The organism is Polyangiaceae bacterium, assembly GCA_020633235.1.
Classification (GTDB): Bacteria; Myxococcota_A; Polyangia; order Polyangiales; family Polyangiaceae; genus JACKEA01.
Genome location: JACKEA010000006.1, coordinates 217,788 through 234,107, shown reverse-complemented (window position 1 = coordinate 234,107; position 16,320 = coordinate 217,788). Strand labels below are relative to the sequence as shown.

Genomic DNA, 16,320 nt, shown 5'->3' with positions numbered 1-16,320 from the left:
CTCAGGGCTTGGCCGGAGCCTTGAGGGTCGGCGCCTTGGGAGCCGGAGCCTTGTCGTTGCCTCCGGCCTTGGGGTCCGGTGCACCGCCACCACCCTGGTTGTACATGGTGATGATCTTGTCGGTGAGATCCAGATCGCTGCGCACGTAGGGCACGGCCTGCTTGTCCACCACGATGTCGTAGCCGTCCTGCGTGGCCAGTCGGCGGATGAGGCCCATGGCCTTCTGGAAGATGGGCTGCGTCAGCTCGTTCTGCTTCTTCTGCAGCTCTTTGTTGTACTCCACGAACACGCCCTGGAGGCTCATCATCTCCCGCTGCCACTTCTCGATTCGCTTCTGCAGCGCGGCCTTGCTGAGGACGTCCTTCTGCTTCTCGATGTCCTCGCGCTCCTTCTGGAGATCGACCTGCTTCTTGTCGAGCTCGCGCTGGCGCTTGTCGAACAGCTTCTTCAGCGTGGCCTGCGCCCGCAGGCCGTCTTCGGTCTCCATGATCGCGCGCTGGGTGTCCACCACGGCGATCTTGGATTCGGCCGAAGCGGCCGGAGCGAACGCGGTGAGAGCCCCGAAAGCCAGCACTGCGGAAAAGAGCTTCACGAAGGAACCCGACTTCATGCCGCGGGCTTAGCCGTCGGTTTGCTGCGGGTCAAGAAGCCTTGGTCTTTCCGGCGCGGAAGCGGTGGGAACGCGCTTTCGCGCTGGAAATCACAAGTCGAAACCCAGCTCCGCGCTCGCGTCGAAGGACAGCACGGTCTGGTCGTGGGTGACCCACACGGTGGGCGTGATCAAGTCCAGGACCATGTCGACGCCGTCCGCCAGCTGAAAGGAGACGCCCGCCGACGAGCGAAGCAGCGGGCCGTTCTTGGGCAGGTAGCCCGGTGCGAAGCGCAGTGGGATGCCGATGGTGTCGCTCACCATCGGGCGATACTCGAGCATGGCCCAGCCGAGGCCGTTGTGGGCGCGGCCGTCCTTGCCCTTCAAGTTCGCGTACCCGAGATAGAGCCCGAGGCTCACGTCCGGCGCAAAGCGGCGATCGATACGCGCGCCGGCGAGATGATTGTAGAAGGTGTCCGGCGCGACACCGAAGGCGGCTTCCGTCTGCACCGCGAGGTGCCACTCCGAAAACTGCGGAGGGGGCGGCGGGGCGGGCCGGGCCATGGGCGGAGGCGGATAGGGCTGCGCGCTGGCGCCCAGCGCCCAGCACAGAACCACGAGCACGATTCGGAGGCGCATTCCGCTACGCCCGCCGTCGGAGCAGGAGGCCCAAACCCAAGAGCAGCACGACGCTCGCCCCTGCCGCCGTGCTTCCCTGTCCCGTCGCGCTGCAGCCTTCGAAGAAGGGCGGCTTCACCGTGGTGACGCAGGTCTCGCGATTGCCGCTGGCGCTGGCCTTGTTGGTGAGGTCCCGAGCAATGGCGGCAAAGCACACTTCGCCGATGCTGTCGGAGAGGGCGCGCACGACGCGCACCTTGGAGCCGCCGGGCATCCGCTGCACCAGCACCGGCTCCGGCGCACTCGGCGACACGTGCGGTCCCTTGGTCTGGAACACGAGCAGGGTGAGGGATTCCGCTCCGCCGTCGTCGCTGCGGGCGCCGAGATCCAGATCGAAGGTAAAGCGCTCCTCCACGGAGTCCGTGCAGTCGTCTTTCTCGCGAACGAAGTCCCAGTCCACACCGGTGAGCCCGTCGAAGCTCGGCGCTGCGTCGTCCGTGCTCGAGCCCGCGGTGAAGGTGACCTCCGCACCCCGACCGAGGTTGGCGGTGGAGTGCCCGCGTAGGCGCGGCCAGATGATCTTGTATTCGTCGCCGGCGACGAGCCCGCCGGGATCGATGCTCACCAGGCCTTCGTTGGCGTTGAACGTCCCGCTGAAGGTCTGCTCGCCGACGCCCACGTGCTCCAGCGTGATCTCCTCGTCCAGGTACTCGGCGCTGGGCGCATAGTGCGCGAACAACACCGCGTTCAGCGGCACGCCGTCCGCGCCATCCGGCGGCATGGTGTCCAGCAGGTCCGGTCGATTGCAGGGCGCAGCTGCCGCCACCGTCGACCAGGCCAGCACGACGAGCAGGAGCGCCCATCGGGCTACTTGCAAAGTACGTCCTCGCACTGGCCGATCATCTCGGAGCTGTTGCCGTCTTCGTCCAAATCGAAGTCGTCTACGCAGCAATAGCCGTTGTCCACGCAGCACTGCTCGAGCTCCTTGGAGTACTGCTTGTCCTTGGCGATGGACTTGCACTCCGGCGGCGGCTCGTTCTCCTTGCACTTGCCGTAGCCCTTGCCGTCCGCCGCACAGGTCTGCTGCCCCCAGTACTTGCAGTAGGAGTTGAAGCACACGCGCTCTGCACCGGGGATGCACACCTCGCAGCGATCGGGGCACAGGCTGTAGGCCCCTGCCACGCAGTACTGCGCGCCGCCTCCTTCACAGGGGATGGAGGGCACCTCGTCCACCTGGCCGTCGCAGTCGTCGTCCACGCCGTTGCACACCTCTTCCGTTGGCGTGCAGGTGCTGCTGCCACCATCCGGCAGCGCGCCGTCCGGCAGCGGCTTCACCACTTGCCCATCCGGACCTCCGCCGTCGAGCCACTGCTCGTCCCACTCGGCGTCGAGGCCGCTACGCCCACAGGCGCCTACCAGCACCAGGGCTGTCATCCACACGAAGCGTCGCACTGGAACACCACGTGAATGCAATGACGGCACCAACCCCGCCATGAGCAAAACCTTTCTCAACGTAGCAGCTCGCCATCATCGCGGCTATCGTCGCAGGCGGGACAGGATGAGGCCTCGGATCAGCGGTATTTTCGGCCCGATCGTCGCTGTGACGCTCGCCGCCGCAAGCCTCCGCGCCCAACCCGCGCCACAGCCGCCGCCCGCTCCCGAGCCCGACGCGGGTGCACCCGTGGTCACGCCGCCGCGTGAATCCGCCGTCACGCCCGCGCCCGCTCCCAGTCAGGCCCCGACGCCCGGGTACCCCGCCTTCCCGCCTCCTTACAACCCCTACCCCTACTACCCCCGCTACGGCTACCCACCCCCGACCTACGCGCCGCCGCCGGATCCCCGCGTCGAGCAACGCCGCCTGCGCACCGGCGAGGCGCACGCGGATCACGTCATCTTGATGCCCACCGCGTACACCCACCCCGCGGGCACGGTGTACTTCTCGAGCATCGACATCGTGCTGTTGCAGGCGGGCTACGCCATCAGCGACGACACCCAGGTCACCCTCAGCGGCACGCCGCCCCTGGGAGAGGACAACGTCTTCCCCCTGGACCTGAGCCTCAAGAACGCGTTCGTGAACGAGGGCCCGGTGCGCGTCGCCGCCATCGGATCCATCACCGGCATCGCGGGGCTCGACGAAGGAAACTTCTTCCTCGGACGCATCGGCGGCGCCGCCCAGCTGTGCTTCGACACGCCCTGCAAGTCGAGCGCTTCCGTCGCGAGCACGGCGCTCCTCGCGGGCCCCGCCACGCTGGTGCTCACCGGCGTCGGCTTCATCTGGAACGTGGCGGACTGGGCGTCGCTGCTGCTCGAGGTGGACACCGTCGTGCCCCTCGGCAACGAAGCCGGCGAGTACCACGCCATCGCGGTGGGCCCCGGCTTCCGCCTCCCCTACGAGAACTGGGCCCTCGATCTCGGCGTGCTCCGCCCACTGGACGTCCAAGAGCCCGCGGACATCGTGCCGGTGATCACCGTGAGCTATCGCGCACTGCCGTGAGGCGAGAAGAGCAGCGACCCGAAAAAGCCCAGCAAGGTGGTGGTCTTCGGCAAGTTCTGGGGCAGCCGCGATCCGTACCTGAAGAAGCTCGACCCGAGCTTGCAGAAGTACATCGACCAACTGGAAGACAAGGATGGCGCAGACACCCCGAACGCAGCAACCCAGCCCTCCAAGGTGGCGCCGACCACCAAAGGCATGGCCGCCCCCATCTGAATTTCGAGTATGTCGGTCCGCCGCGAGCCCCGTCGCGTCGCGCCCCTTCCGCGCTTGCTCTCGGCGGCTTTGGTCCCATAGTTGAAGCCGCGGCAACGCCGCGGCGAGGAGCAGCGCATGGCCAACGGATGGGCCCGAGACGGAGCCGTACAAGATCAGATCGACGCCAGCATCGAGGACGAAGTGCTGCGCGCGCGCCGTCGTCTGGGCTCCGGGGAGAGCCGGAAGGAATGCGTGAGCTGCGGCGAGCCCATCCCGGAAGCTCGGCGCACGGCGCTCCCCGGTGTGCGCAAGTGCATTGCCTGCCAGCAAGAAGAAGACCAAGGGCAGCACGCCGTCAGTGCGTACAACCGCCGCGGTAGCAAGGACAGTCAGCTCCGCTGAGAGCGCGCGAGCCGCGTGGTTCCGCGGCGGACCAACAAGCAAATGTAGAGAGGCGGAGCTCAGACGAGGACGTAGTCGTCTGCTTCGGTGGCTTCTTGGGCGACGAGGCTGGTCGTTTCTTCGTCCCGCTTGATGGCCAGCTCGTAGAGCTGGGCGAGGATCGCCGGGTGCTTCTTGATCAGATCCAAGAAGCGATCCCGCGGCAGGTGCAGCGTGACGGTGGGACAGTTCGCGATCACGTCGGCGCTGGAAGCGCGGTGGAGCACGAGGGCCACCTCGCCCACGACCTCGCCGACGCCCAGCTTGGCGATCAAGGTGGAGTCGTCGTCTTCCTGATGCATGACGGCGACCTCGCCGGAGGCGATCAGGTGTAGGCCCTCGGATTCCCGGCCCTGGAAGATGAGGCGTTCCCCCTCTTCGTAGGTGCGGGTGACGAAGCGCTCCACCAGGGCGGGCCGCTCGTCCGGGCGCACGGCGGACAGGATGCTGCTGGTGCGGACCAGGTTTTCCACCATCCGGCGGCGACAGTGGTCGGCGAACAGCTCGCCCACCTCGGGCTGCTTTTCCGCGATGGCGTCCAGGGCGTCTTTGCGGGCCACCAAGATGATGCTGGGGCGGCGAGCGATGACGCTGGCGGCGCGGGGAGCGCGGGAAAGCAGTGCCATCTCGCCGAACAACGCGCCGTTGCCGAGCAGCGCGAGCATGAGCGACTCCCCGGTGGCGTTGCCGCTGTCGTCGTACACCTCGCGGCGGACCTCGAGCTCTCCGCGAGCGACGATGAACGCCTCGGCGCCGCTGGTGCCTTCTTCGATGAGCACTGCGCCGCTCTGCACCGTCTGCGTCTCGAAGATGCCGACCATCGAGCGAAGCTCGGACTCGTCGAGGCCGGAGAACAACGGATGCGGCACGACCTTGGGCTCTTCTTCGCGCTCCTCCTGGTCCTGCTCCAAGAGCTGCCGCGCGGTGTGGATCATCTCCTGCGCTTTGTTGAGCAGCGCCTTGCCACTCAGGGCGGAGGCCAGCGGCTGAAACTCCTGCGCCTTGCCCGGTAGCTCGGGCGGCGAGGCACCCTTGCCCAATAGGCGCGTGGAGCGGCGCGCGAAAGTGCGCGCGACGTCGTCCAGGTGCTGGGCTGGATCCACGCGCAGGGTGCGGAGATCGCAACACGCCGCCACGGCCAGCGGCAGATTGCCGGCATCCACGGCGCGCGCGACGCACGCTTCCAGTCCCTCGATGGCGACCTCTCGGCGACCGAGGGCGCTCACCAACCGCGCGGTGATGAGCAGCGCCAAGGGCGAGGCCGGCTCGCTGCGCAGCAGCGCCGCGGCCCAGCGCAGCGCGGAGTCCTTTTCGTCCGCCAAAGAAAGCGCCAAAGCACGATCGACGGGGCTGTCGCCGGCGGGCGTGCCGGGGAGTCCGGGAGGCGCGGTTGGCATCGCGGTCAGCCTACCACGGGTTTTCGTCAGTCCGACGAATCCGGCGTCTCGGGGTCCGCCGGCTTCGACCGTTCCTGGGTTCGGGATAGCGCGGCGCTCATGGCGTCCGCGGTGGCCCCGACCAACGGCACCACGCTCGCGTAGTCCATGCGTGTGGGACCGATCACCCCCACCGCTCCACCCGGGCGCCCACCCTCGCGATAGGGCGCCGCGACCAAGCTCACCGGCGCCTCACTGGTCTCCGCGCCCAGGAACACCTGCACCCGGCTCGACGCCAACGTGCGATCCAGGAGCATCACCAGACGTTCGCGCTCTTCCAGAGTTCGCAGCAGCTCGCGCAGGTTGTCGGTACTCGCAAACTCCGTGCTCTCGAGCAGCCGCGCCTGCCCCTCGATCACCACGTCCATCAAACGGTCCGCACGATCGATGGCGGCGTTGACCAGCGACAGACCAATCTCCCGCAGCTTGGCCAGCTCGTCTCGGCTCTCCTCGATCTCTTGACGAAAGTGATCGCGAATGCCGGCCAGCGTCTTGCCTTCCACGCTCTCTTCCAACATGGCGTGCACGCGGGAGAGGTCGCCCTCGGACAGGCCCCCGTCCACGGCGATGTAGCGGTTCTCCACCGTGCCGTCGGACAGCACGATCACGCTCAAGAGCTCCCCCGGCCGCGTCGGGATGAAGCGAACCTTGCGCACGGTCCGGGTCTCGATGCGGGGCCGCACCAAGACGGCCGCCGAGCCCGTGAGATCCGCGAGCAGCTTGCCGGTCTCCCGCACGATGTCCGCCCCGGGGGACAGATCCTCGAACCATTCGGCGATGCGCGAGCGCTCGTCCGCCGACAGCTCTCGCACCTGCAGCAGTGCGTCGATGAACAAGCGGAAGGCCGCTTCCGTGGGCACCCGCCCTGCGGAGGTGTGGGGCTGCGCCAGGTAGCCGGCCTCCTCCAGATCCGCGAGCACGTTGCGGATGGTCGCGGCGGACAGTGAAAAACCGTACTTTTTCGCCAGCGTGCGGCTACCGACGGGCTCACCGGTGGCGATGAACTCGGTCATCACCGCGTACAGGATGGCGCGGGCACGCTTGGAAAGTTGGAGGCTCACGGGGAAAAAGTGCGCCGCGGTCCCCAGGGCGTCAATCCGCTCCCGGCCCAGCGGCCGGCCGTGAACCGGCGATCGGCGAAATCCTTGACACTTTTCCTGAGCCCCCGCCATGATCCCGTCGCGGTTTTCTGAGCCCTTTCAGGGAGGACCTTTGACCACCACGCTCCTGGCCGTCGACGACAGCAAGACGATGCGAAAGGTGCTTGAAATCACCTTTGCAGGGGAGGACTACCAGGTGGTCCTCGCCGAGAACTCACAGCAAGCGCTCGATTTGCTGCGTTCTGAACGACCCACCGTCGCCCTCGTGGACGCCATCTTGGGTGGCGAGAGCGGGTACGACCTGTGCCAAGCCATCAAGCGCGAGGCGCCGGGCACCGGGGTCATCATCCTCTCGAGCAAGCACCAGCCTTACGACAAGGCGCGCGGCTCCACCGTGGGTGCGGACGACTTCATGGACAAGCCGTTCGACACCCAACAGCTGATCGACAAGACCGGCACCGTGGCCCGCAAAGCGGCGGAGGCACCGCAGGCCGCCGTCGGTGCTCCGCCTCCTCAAGCGACGCCCTACCGCACGCCGCCCGCCGCCGAACCGGCGCCGGCCGCTGCGGCACCCCTCGGGGCGCGCCCCGCGGCGGGGCGCTCGCCAACGCTGTCGTATGGCACGCCGCCTCCCCCCGCGCCGGAACCGTCGCCCGCGCCCGCTCCCGTTGCGGCTCCGCCTCCAGCGCCGGAACCGCCGCCCCCGCAGCCCAAGCCGGCGACGGTCCCCTTCGCGCCTACTCCCGCCACGGGCTTGCCCCTCGGCGGTTCCGCCCCGGCACCCGCAGCGACCGAAGCGACCGCGACCGCCACCAGCGGGGACGGCGAGTTCGCCGATCGCTTGGCGGGCCTCGGTCTGACCAAGGATCAGGTGGACGGCGTCTTGGCGCTCTCCCGCGAGGTCCTCGAGCAGGTCGTGTGGGAGGTCGTCCCGCAGCTCGCGGAAGTGCTGATCAAGGAAGAAATCCGCCGTTTGACTGCGGAGTGACGTGACCGCGGAAGAGTCCCCCGAAAGCGGGGAAGCGCCGCCGCCGCGCAGCGAGCCCAGCGATCCGGAGAAAGCCGCCGAGCGTTGGGCTCCCGAGGTGATGGCGCGCTTCAAGCGCGGCGAGAAGGGGGAGCAAGTCGTGATCCATCTCGTGCAACAGGGTCTCGACGAGCACGAGGTGAAGGCCGCCTTCGAGCGTGCCATTCAGCTCGCCAAGCACGAGCGGCGCGGCAAGAATCGTCTGTACGGCGGCTTGTGGCTCGCCAGCGGCGCGTTGATGACCTGGCTCAGCTTCCGTGGTGAGTCGAGTCCGCTCCACTACGTCTTGGCCTTCGGCGCGCTTGGCTTCGGTCTGTACCAAATCGTAAAGAGCTTTCGCTGATGTCCTTCTTCGCCAACGCCGATGTCACCGTGAGTGGCAGCATGGAACGCGCCTTCGCCGAGCTCAGCGACTTCCGCAGCTGGAAGGCGTTCATGCCGCCGGAGTTCACTCCCATGCGCGGCCCCTCTCGCATCCTGAAGAGCGGCGACCGCGTGCACGTGAAGCTCGACACCGGCATGCTGATGCTCCCCGCCGTGATTCAAATCCTGTGGGTGCGCGCACCCAAGGAGATCGCCTGGAGCGGAGGCAACGCCCTGCTCCGCGCCGAGCATCGCTTCTATTTCGAAACCACCGAGAGCGGAGAAACGCGCATCCGTTCCGAAGAGGAATGGACCGGCGCCCTCTCCCACGTGGGCGCCCTCGCGCGCCGGATCAAGCGGCAGGCCGAGATCATCGGCAGCGCGCAGCTCCACGGCTTGGCCACCCACCTGAAGGCACTCTCCAGCTGAGCATTCTTGTCGGTTCGCCGCGGAACCACCGCTGACGAAGGAGCCCGACCCGGCCACAGCAGGTGCCAGCTCAGCCTTGGTGGTATCCGATCTCGTTGTTCGCTTCGACCGCGCCGTCGTAGTCAGCGAAGATCGATCCAGCGTGCACGTTGGCTTCCGCGAGCATTCGGAGAGCTTTGCGGCACTCGGAGTGCGGCAGCGTGAGCTTGAGCACGATGGGGCCCTCTTCGCTTGGTTCTTCCCAATCATCGTGTGCGTATACGTCTCGGATCAATCGCTCGATCGACGGTTGACGAAATGCGCCGCCAGTGGGTTCGGTCTTGTTCAGCAAGATCGTGAACAGGCCCTGCTGCGCGCGCAGCCGGGGATTTTGAGCGTAGGGTGCCGTAATGCGCGATAGACCCGGATCCAGTGATGAGAGCCGGTCGAACGCGATTGGAGTCCGAAGCGCGATCACCGAGCACCGATCGCTGTGCCATTTCGGTTTCGGGGGGTACGGAGCTTCCTCTCTGGGCTCGGCACCCTCCCGTACCTGTTCCTGATAGTCTGGGCTCTCTTCTTCCCGCTTCTGCGCGTAGGCGAAACGTGCCTGGTACCGGGCGACATCCTTGACTGCAAAGTACGCTGCGACGAGCGGGTTGGTGCTCCAGTCCAGCAACCGGGTTGGAACGCCATGATGTTGCGCGAGGGCGTAAATCGAGCGATGAAGCACGAAGGGAAAGTCGATGCCCTTTTGCAACTGGGCCTCGACCTGGGGAAACGTTTTACTCACGAAATCAGTTCGGAAGATCTGGCTGTCTTCTGGGATGGATAAGCCAGACTCGAGGCACTTCTCGAAGAACTGAAGAAAGGCGTTGTGCTCGCACTCGAGCTGTTGCTTCAGCGACGTTGCTACGAGCGCGTCGAGCGCTCCGATGCCCCAGTGCTTTCCCCGCTGAATGAAGCGACTCGTGTCTCGCATTGCGGAAGGACTCAGCTCCCACTCGGCATCGCTCTGGCCGCGAAACCACCAGTTCGACTGGCCCCCGGTTTCCACCCACTGTCGATCGGTGAACGCCAACGTCGCAAGTAGCTCCTGGGCGGTACCGATGTCTCTCCGCTCGATGAGGCGTGCAGACATGCACCAGACGGTACCGACGCTCCTGTCCTGGCATCAAGCACATCCCGCGCGGGCGCGGCCACAGTGGCTATCTGTGTCTCCCCCGAGAGTGCGAGAAACAGAGCGGCGCGCCGAAGTTCCTGTGATGGCAATGCTCGTTGGATCACGGAAGTCGACACGGCAAACACGAATCCCGTGGACGAGCTTTCGGACGCTCTGCGCTCCGACTTCGCCGATGTCGTTCTGACAACGCCTGCACAGCGCAGGTGCCCCGCGTGGAGGCGTGTTCGAAACGAAATCGATCTTGGAAGTACCCGCGTGCTCGAAAGCGCGCATGCGAGGCGCTGAAGAAGACGAAATTTCCCGTGGTATGCCGAAGGAAACAAAGGGGTGGATCATGTCACCGTCCAAAGCCGTTTCTTCAGAACTGCCTGCCACCGAGCGCGCTTCGCTCTCCGCACTTCTATCCCTCTCCGATCGGGAGCTCTGGTCGAGCGCTGTCGTCGCCAACGCGGATCGGCCCAAGGCGATCGCGCCTAGAGAACAAGCGCTGGGGCAAGACGGACAAGCCGCGTCGCTCCCGCGGAATGAAGCCGGGCAAGCCCGGCCGCGCAGCTCGCCGAGTGGTGTACGAGCGTGACGGCGCCCAGTGTTGCTATGTGTCGCCGTCTGGTGTGCGCTGCACCGCGAAGGCGTTTCTCCAGTACGACCACATCGAGGCCACCGGCATCGGTGGTGACGATGACGCCGCCAATGGTCGGGTGTTCTGCCGCAGCCATAATTTGAGTGCGGCCAAGAAGACCTTCGGCCGCGAGCACGTCGAAGAGAAGATGCGCCTTCGTCAGCGAAGGCATTCAGACGCCGAGGACGCTACCGATGCCGGGGCGCGGGACAAGCAAGACAAGCTCCTCTTGGCGCTGACGACTCAAGGCTTCAAGAAGTGCGAAGCCAAGAAGGCGCCGGAGAAGCTCGCCGGAGAAGCTCGCACCCTCTCGCTACAAGAGCTGCTTCGCCGTGCGCTGGCGCTGCTCGTTCCGCGGTAGAAAGCGCGCCCGGGGGATTCCGCGCCGAGCCAACAAACCATTACCTGCTGGGATCTTCTTTGGGCCGCGCTGCCGCCCGAAACAGGCTCAACTACCACCGGCGCGTTCGCCGTCGACGTCGGGTGAACAGCCCGAGGCCACAGAGGGCGACGAGCGCGAGCAGGCCGTCGACGGGGCTCCAACGCTCCATGCGGCAGCCGCAGCCTCCGTCGTCGCTGGAGCTGGCTCCGTTGCCGGTGCTGCCCCCGGTGCCCGCGTTCGATCCGCCCGTGCCGGCGCCACCATCCAGACCAGCACCACCGCCGGTGCCTGCGCCAGCGTCCAGACCGCCGCCGCCCGTACCGCCACCGCCGCCGGTGCCGGCGCCGCCATCGGGCTTGGCGCAGGCCGCGCCCTCGCAGTACTCGTAGGCGCCGATCGTGGGCGTGTTGTCCCTCGGATTCCCGTTGATGTCCGTCCACGGCAGACTGAGCCCGTAGGTCGAGTTCAACGTGTCGATCAGGGGCTTGGCGTCTTCCCCTTGGTCGATGGCGGGAGAGCCCGCCTGCAGCTCGCCATTCAAAGCGCCCTCGTCGGTTCCGTCGCCGAAGGTATGAATGAAGTCGTCGACGAACAACGGGTCTGCGTTGACTCCTGTTCCGCCATAGTCGTTCACCCAGCTCGTCCACCCGGACACGCTTCCCGTCTGGCCATTACCCGTGAACTGGCCCGAGAATCCCGGACCGCCGGAGCTCCGCCAGAAGAGATTGTTTCTCGTTTTGTCGACGGGAATGGGGTGCGGCAGGCTCTCTTCGAGGTTGGCCAAGCTCTCGCCCGCATTGAAGATCGCCAAGATGTTGTTGACCGTGACGGCGTCGTATTCCTGGATGAAATCCCTGCAGCGCGGACCGGCCACCACGATGGTGTTGTGAATCACCCAAGTCGGCGGCATGGGATCGTTGTCGTACCAGCGCGTCCACAGCGCCGAGTTGTGATTACCGGACGGATCCCAGATCCCGCCCATGTACAGGAAGTTGTTGTAGATGACGACAGGGTTGGTGCCCTCGGAGCCGAGGATGATCGGCGTCCCGCCGCCCTCGGGGCTGTAGACGGAGTCGTTGATCAAGTAGTTGTTGTAGATGACGAAGCCGCTCGCCAAGTACGCCTGAAGCGCGTCGGTGTGGGCCTTCGGATCCTGGTTCCGCTGGTGAATGTAGTTGTCGTGGATGGTCGTTCGCTGGGCCCGCTGGATGTAGATGGCGTCCGTCTCCGCGTCATACATCTCGGGAGCGACGATCTTCGAGTTCTGGATGGTGACGTTCTCGACGGTGTACGAGCTGGCACCGTTGAGCATGATGCCCGCCTGACCCCGAAAATCATGAATGTCCATCGAATCGAGAACGATGGTGTCGGCGTTGTCCTCGACGTAGATGCCCTTCTGCGCATTCGTGCACTCGAACCCCTTGAGGGTCACGTAGCTCTTGTTCTGCACGTAGATGCTCTGCGACCCGGTTCCGCCGCCGTCGATCACGACGCGGCCATCGTGACCTGACGGACTCGACGAGTACCTGCCCGCGGCGACGGTGATCGGACTCCCCGCAGCCCCGCTCTTTCCGACCGTCAATTGCTCGAGGTACGTCTTCGTGTCTCCGCCACCGCTGACGTATATCGTCTCGCCAGGCTGAACCGTGCCCCAGTCGATGTCTTTGAAAGACTTCCAGGCATCGGCCCAGGAAGAGCCATCGTTGCTGCCGGAAGCGGCGTTGTCGACGTAGTGATCTGCCGCGTGTGCGTTCGACGCCACGAAGAAGAAGGCGATACCGAGCGCGAGAGACCTCATGACCATGATCCTTTCCGTCAGCGATTGTCGAGGGTCCGGCTGCCGACCGACGAAGCGTCGCCTTCGACGGCCCCCTCCAATTGCTTGCTAGCATCCGCGCGCACGGCCCGAGCCGCGCGGGAGCTCGATGTCCGTTAATGTAAAGTCTGTCGAGGGTGCTCCGAACACGGTGTCAGCGAACATGTCTGACACCTGTGTAGGCGGATCGACCGGGAAAAGCGCGCCACCCTGGCGTCGCCCTGTCAGGCCCGGTGCAACGGGACACCGGCTTTTCGCACGCGCGCGGGTGGAACGGGACGTGCACACCCAGGCGTTACATGCCCCATGTCCGCATCAGTGCTCGGCTCCCTGCGCCTTGGCTCCTGTGCTGGACGCTGGCCCTCTCCGCCTGTTCGGTGGGCCAGATCGGGGATCCGGGCAACTCCGAGAGCGCGGGCAATGCCGAGGCAGGCCAGGCCATCGTGGGAGCGCCAATCCAGCTCGGCGCCAACGTCCCGGCGGTGAACCTGGTGGGAGGTGGGGTCCGATACGGCGACTGGCCAGCGAAGGGCAGTGCCCAACAGCTCGCCCTGGGCCGCATCTGGGACATGAACGTCACCTGGGCGCAGATCGAGCCGAAGCCGCCCGTCAACGGCGTGCACAGCTACGTGTGGACGCAGCTGGACAAGGACATGGACGACATCGTCGCGGCAGGCATGCGACCGGTCTATGTCTTCTACGGCTCGCCCACTTGGGCGTCGGTGGACGGACCCGCGTGCAAGAAAGCGCCAGGAATGATCGACACCTGCGCCACCGCGCCGAAGAACCTCGATGACTGGTCCGCCTTCGTGCGCGCCGTGGTGAAACGATACCTCGGCAAGCGCAGCGCCAACGACGAGCCGCCTGCCTACGAGGTGTGGAACGAGCCCAATCTCGCGATGTACTGGGACGGCAGCCACGGACAGCTGCTCGAGCTGAGCCAGCGTGCGTATCAGGCCGTCAAGGACGAGGCTCCGGGGCAGCAGGGCCTGGTGACGTGTTGCGGGTGGAACCGGCTTTCCGTGAACAAGCCGGGCACGGCGTTCTTCAAGTGGCTGAACGCCGGCGGCGCGAAGTACACCGATGCCGTCTCGTACCACCCGTACCCCTACAAGGTGCCCAGCAAGAAAGAGTGGGACATGGCGTCGGTGGGTACGATCACGAAGAAGTTCCGCAAGGCGCTGAACGACCGCGGCATCAAAAAGCCGTTGTGGGCCACCGAAGCCGGGATCCTCAACGCGGATGGCGGCGTTGGCCGGGCGCTGAGCCACGCTCAGCACGCCAAGTACGTCACCCAGATGCTCTCGAGCCTGCGCAAAGCGGCCGTGCCCGTGGTGATCTGGTACCGCTGGGACGAGAGCCACTGGGATCCGAGCGACCCTGCAGACACCGGCTACGCAGACAGCGATCTCCTCGGCCTACACCGCGTGATCGGGGAGGCCGTCCAAGTGGCCGGCGCTCAGCCCAACACACCGGCCAGCTCCACGTGCGACCCCGAGACGCAGCCAGCGCCGTCGTGGAACGTGAAGAACGGACAGTGTCTGCCGTCGTGCGGCGCCCTCGGCGGTACCATCGCTTCCCCGTCTCCGTGTGCGAGCCAGGGCTTCACGGACGTGGGGGAAGCCTGGGACGTCGCCTTCTGTTGCACGCAGCCGGCGGGCGGACCCTGCGACGCGAGCCAGACGGCGCCGGAATGGGGAGAGAAGGGCGGTGCATGCTTGCCGCAATGCGGAAAGCTGGGCGGCACGCTGGCTTCCGCGAAGCCCTGCGACCAGATCGGCAAGCAGGACGCGGGCGTCGCCTACGACGTCGACTACTGCTGCAGGGACGAAGCCGCGCCGCCGCCGCCCTCGGCGACCTGCGACCCACAGAGCCAGCCGGCTCCCGCCTGGGGCGTGAAGAACGGCCAGTGCCTCGCGGCCTGCGGCAACATCGGCGGCACCTCGGCCTTCACCACGCCCTGCGCAGAGCACGGCAAGGTGAGCGCTGGCGTTGCCTATGATGTCGCGTACTGCTGCAAGGAGCCGGCGGGCGTCTGCGACCCGAGCACGCAACCGGCTCCCGCCTGGGGCGTGAAGAACGGCCAGTGTCTCGCGGCCTGCGGCAACATCGGTGGTACCTCGGCCTTCACCACGCCCTGCGCAGAGCACGGCAAGGTGAGCGCTGGCGTTGCCTACGACGTCGACTACTGCTGCAAGGAGCCCGCGAGCATTTGCGACCCGCTGAGCCAGCCCGCTCCTGCGTGGGGCGTGAAGAACGGGCAGTGCTTGGCGGCCTGCGGCAACATCGGCGGAACCTCGGCCTTCACCACGCCCTGCGCGGAGCACGGCAAGGTGAGCGCTGGCGTTGCCTACGACGTCGCGTATTGCTGCAAGTAGGACTCCCCATCGCGATCAGGCGCGTGCACGCGCAAGACGCTTTGCTCGGCGGGGACGCCGAGGCGGAGCGGGAAGCCGTAGTGGCCGGTGCCGCGGTGGACGTAGAGGCGATTGGTGCCGTTGGCCCACAGGCCGTGATCCGGCGCGTTCATCAGTAGACGCAGCATGGTCCAGTGAAGACCGAGGCTCAGGAGACCCACCTGGCCGCCGTGGGTATGGCCGCTCAGCACGAGATCCGCTTGTCCGCTGGACAGGTGCTTGAAGGCACCGGGATCGTGCAGCAGCACGATGCGCAAGGCGCCGGCCACGCGCGGGTAGCGTTCGCACACGGCGGCCATCCGCTCCTTGCGCCCGCCCCAGTGGAAATCCATTCCCAGGATCTGCACGCGGCCGACGGCGGTCTCCACCTCCGTGGCGTCGTCCACGAGCAACGTCACGCCCGCGTGGGCCAGGGCCGAGCGCACCGTGTCCGGCGCTTCGTGATCGTGGTTGCCCATGCAAGCGAAGGCGCGCCCCGGGAGCGCCTGCAGTGGCTCGAGGGCGGTGGCCAGGAGCTTTGGGTCCTTCTGCGACTCCATGGTGAGGAAGTCCCCGGTGAGCACGACCAGATCCGGGTTCTTGGCGACGGCGCGCTCCACGATGCGGCGCAGCCGCGCGACGGACATGAAGGGGCCAAGGTGCGGATCGGTGATCTGCACGATGCGTAGCGGCCGCCCCACCGGCGCAGTGGTCGGGCGATGCCGTTGTACGCCGTCCACGACGTGACCGTCCGCGACCACCACGTCCACTTCTTCTTCCTTGCCGGTGAGGGATTGCACGATGCCGACGAGGGCAACGAGATAGGGCAGCCAGAAGCCATGCGGCGAAAAGCCGAACGCCGCGGCGATGGCCCAGGGGAACGCGAGCAGGGTACCGGCTGCGAAGTACGAAGCCGGAATGCTGACCAGCGCGCGGTACGCGAAGGAGCGCATGCGCGGCTTCACCAGCACCAGCGACTGCAAGAAGACGATGGCGTGCAGGTACAGCGCGATGGGCAACACGCCGAGGGCCTGAAACGTGGGCCACAGCGCGAGAAACACGAGCGAATGAACGCCCAGGGTGATACCGCGAAAAATCGCATACGCGCGACTCCGCAGCAGGGCCGCCGACACGACGACCACGGCCCAGGTACCCCAGGTGCCCAGCGCGACCACGCTCACCCGCGAAGCATTGGGTCGAAATCGGAGACGCGCAATGGGGACGGACCGCGGGGGTACCGCGCTGGACCGACA

The 16,320-nt window shown here is 66.4% G+C and carries 17 protein-coding genes; 8 read left to right on the top strand and 9 right to left on the bottom strand.

From position 1 onward, the window contains the following. Window position 1: 1 nt before the first annotated feature. From H6717_30785 to H6717_30770, 4 genes are all read right to left on the bottom strand, one after another. Window positions 2-610, bottom strand: coding sequence for an OmpH family outer membrane protein (locus tag H6717_30785; protein ID MCB9581458.1), 609 nt, complete (start codon window positions 608-610; stop codon window positions 2-4). 90 nt (window positions 611-700) lie between these two features. Next, window positions 701-1,228, bottom strand: a complete 528-nt coding sequence (locus tag H6717_30780) for a hypothetical protein (protein ID MCB9581457.1) — start codon at window positions 1,226-1,228, stop codon at window positions 701-703. A gap of 4 nt (window positions 1,229-1,232) precedes the next feature. Next, on the bottom strand, window positions 1,233-2,099 hold the full coding sequence (locus tag H6717_30775; protein MCB9581456.1) for a hypothetical protein: 867 nt from the start codon (window positions 2,097-2,099) through the stop codon (window positions 1,233-1,235). Continuing rightward, on the bottom strand, window positions 2,075-2,641 hold the full coding sequence (locus H6717_30770) for a hypothetical protein (protein ID MCB9581455.1): 567 nt from the start codon (window positions 2,639-2,641) through the stop codon (window positions 2,075-2,077). The genes H6717_30775 and H6717_30770 overlap by 25 nt, the downstream gene beginning before the upstream one ends. A gap of 124 nt (window positions 2,642-2,765) precedes the next feature. Here H6717_30770 and H6717_30765 point away from each other — a divergent pair, with 124 nt between their 5' ends. From H6717_30765 to H6717_30755, 3 genes are all read left to right on the top strand, one after another. Beyond that, window positions 2,766-3,701: a hypothetical protein gene (locus tag H6717_30765; GenBank protein MCB9581454.1), complete on the top strand. Its 936-nt coding sequence runs from the start codon at window positions 2,766-2,768 to the stop codon at window positions 3,699-3,701. Window positions 3,702-3,737: 36 nt separating this feature from the next. Then, window positions 3,738-3,914: a hypothetical protein gene (locus H6717_30760; protein MCB9581453.1), complete on the top strand. Its 177-nt coding sequence runs from the start codon at window positions 3,738-3,740 to the stop codon at window positions 3,912-3,914. Window positions 3,915-4,031: 117 nt separating this feature from the next. Further along, a complete protein-coding gene (locus tag H6717_30755) occupies window positions 4,032-4,298 on the top strand; it encodes a DksA/TraR family C4-type zinc finger protein (protein MCB9581452.1) in 267 nt (88 codons plus the stop codon). A gap of 59 nt (window positions 4,299-4,357) precedes the next feature. Here the strand turns inward: H6717_30755 and H6717_30750 are convergent, their stop codons facing one another. Next, window positions 4,358-5,734, bottom strand: a complete 1,377-nt coding sequence (locus tag H6717_30750; protein MCB9581451.1) for a cyclic nucleotide-binding domain-containing protein — start codon at window positions 5,732-5,734, stop codon at window positions 4,358-4,360. 26 nt (window positions 5,735-5,760) lie between these two features. Then, window positions 5,761-6,945 carry a heat-inducible transcription repressor HrcA gene (hrcA, locus tag H6717_30745; GenBank protein ID MCB9581450.1) on the bottom strand — a complete coding sequence of 395 codons (1,185 nt, stop codon included), beginning with the start codon at window positions 6,943-6,945 and terminating at the stop codon, window positions 5,761-5,763. 40 nt (window positions 6,946-6,985) lie between these two features. On the opposite strand from hrcA, the gene H6717_30740 reads away from it, so the two are divergent. Genes H6717_30740 through H6717_30730 form a run of 3 tightly spaced genes read left to right on the top strand, consistent with a single transcriptional unit; the run spans window position 6,986 to window position 8,692 of the window. Next, complete coding sequence (locus H6717_30740; GenBank protein ID MCB9581449.1) at window positions 6,986-7,861, top strand: response regulator; 876 nt, start codon at window positions 6,986-6,988, stop codon at window positions 7,859-7,861. 1 nt (window position 7,862) lies between these two features. Next, the gene (locus tag H6717_30735) at window positions 7,863-8,243 is read left to right on the top strand and encodes a hypothetical protein (GenBank protein ID MCB9581448.1); all 381 of its coding nucleotides are present in this window, start codon (window positions 7,863-7,865) and stop codon (window positions 8,241-8,243) included. Then, entirely contained in the window at window positions 8,243-8,692 is a 450-nt protein-coding gene (locus H6717_30730; protein MCB9581447.1) for a hypothetical protein, read from the top strand. Before H6717_30735 ends, H6717_30730 begins: the two co-directional genes overlap by 1 nt. A 70-nt stretch (window positions 8,693-8,762) precedes the next feature. On the opposite strand, the gene H6717_30725 is transcribed toward H6717_30730, so the two are convergent. Then, a complete protein-coding gene (locus tag H6717_30725) occupies window positions 8,763-9,812 on the bottom strand; it encodes an FRG domain-containing protein (GenBank protein ID MCB9581446.1) in 1,050 nt (349 codons plus the stop codon). A 566-nt stretch (window positions 9,813-10,378) separates the two neighbouring features. Here H6717_30725 and H6717_30720 point away from each other — a divergent pair. Next, entirely contained in the window at window positions 10,379-10,834 is a 456-nt protein-coding gene (locus tag H6717_30720; protein ID MCB9581445.1) for a hypothetical protein, read from the top strand. Window positions 10,835-10,925: 91 nt separating this feature from the next. On the opposite strand, the gene H6717_30715 is transcribed toward H6717_30720, so the two are convergent. Continuing rightward, window positions 10,926-12,653, bottom strand: coding sequence for a right-handed parallel beta-helix repeat-containing protein (locus H6717_30715; GenBank protein MCB9581444.1), 1,728 nt, complete (start codon window positions 12,651-12,653; stop codon window positions 10,926-10,928). A 317-nt stretch (window positions 12,654-12,970) separates the two neighbouring features. Here H6717_30715 and H6717_30710 point away from each other — a divergent pair, with 317 nt between their 5' ends. Continuing rightward, a complete protein-coding gene (locus H6717_30710; GenBank protein ID MCB9581443.1) occupies window positions 12,971-15,049 on the top strand; it encodes a hypothetical protein in 2,079 nt (692 codons plus the stop codon). Here H6717_30710 and H6717_30705 read toward each other — a convergent pair. Further along, the gene (locus H6717_30705) at window positions 15,022-16,248 is read right to left on the bottom strand and encodes a metallophosphoesterase (GenBank protein ID MCB9581442.1); all 1,227 of its coding nucleotides are present in this window, start codon (window positions 16,246-16,248) and stop codon (window positions 15,022-15,024) included. The two genes, H6717_30710 and H6717_30705, sit on opposite strands and share 28 nt — an antisense overlap. Window positions 16,249-16,320: the final 72 nt, after the last annotated feature.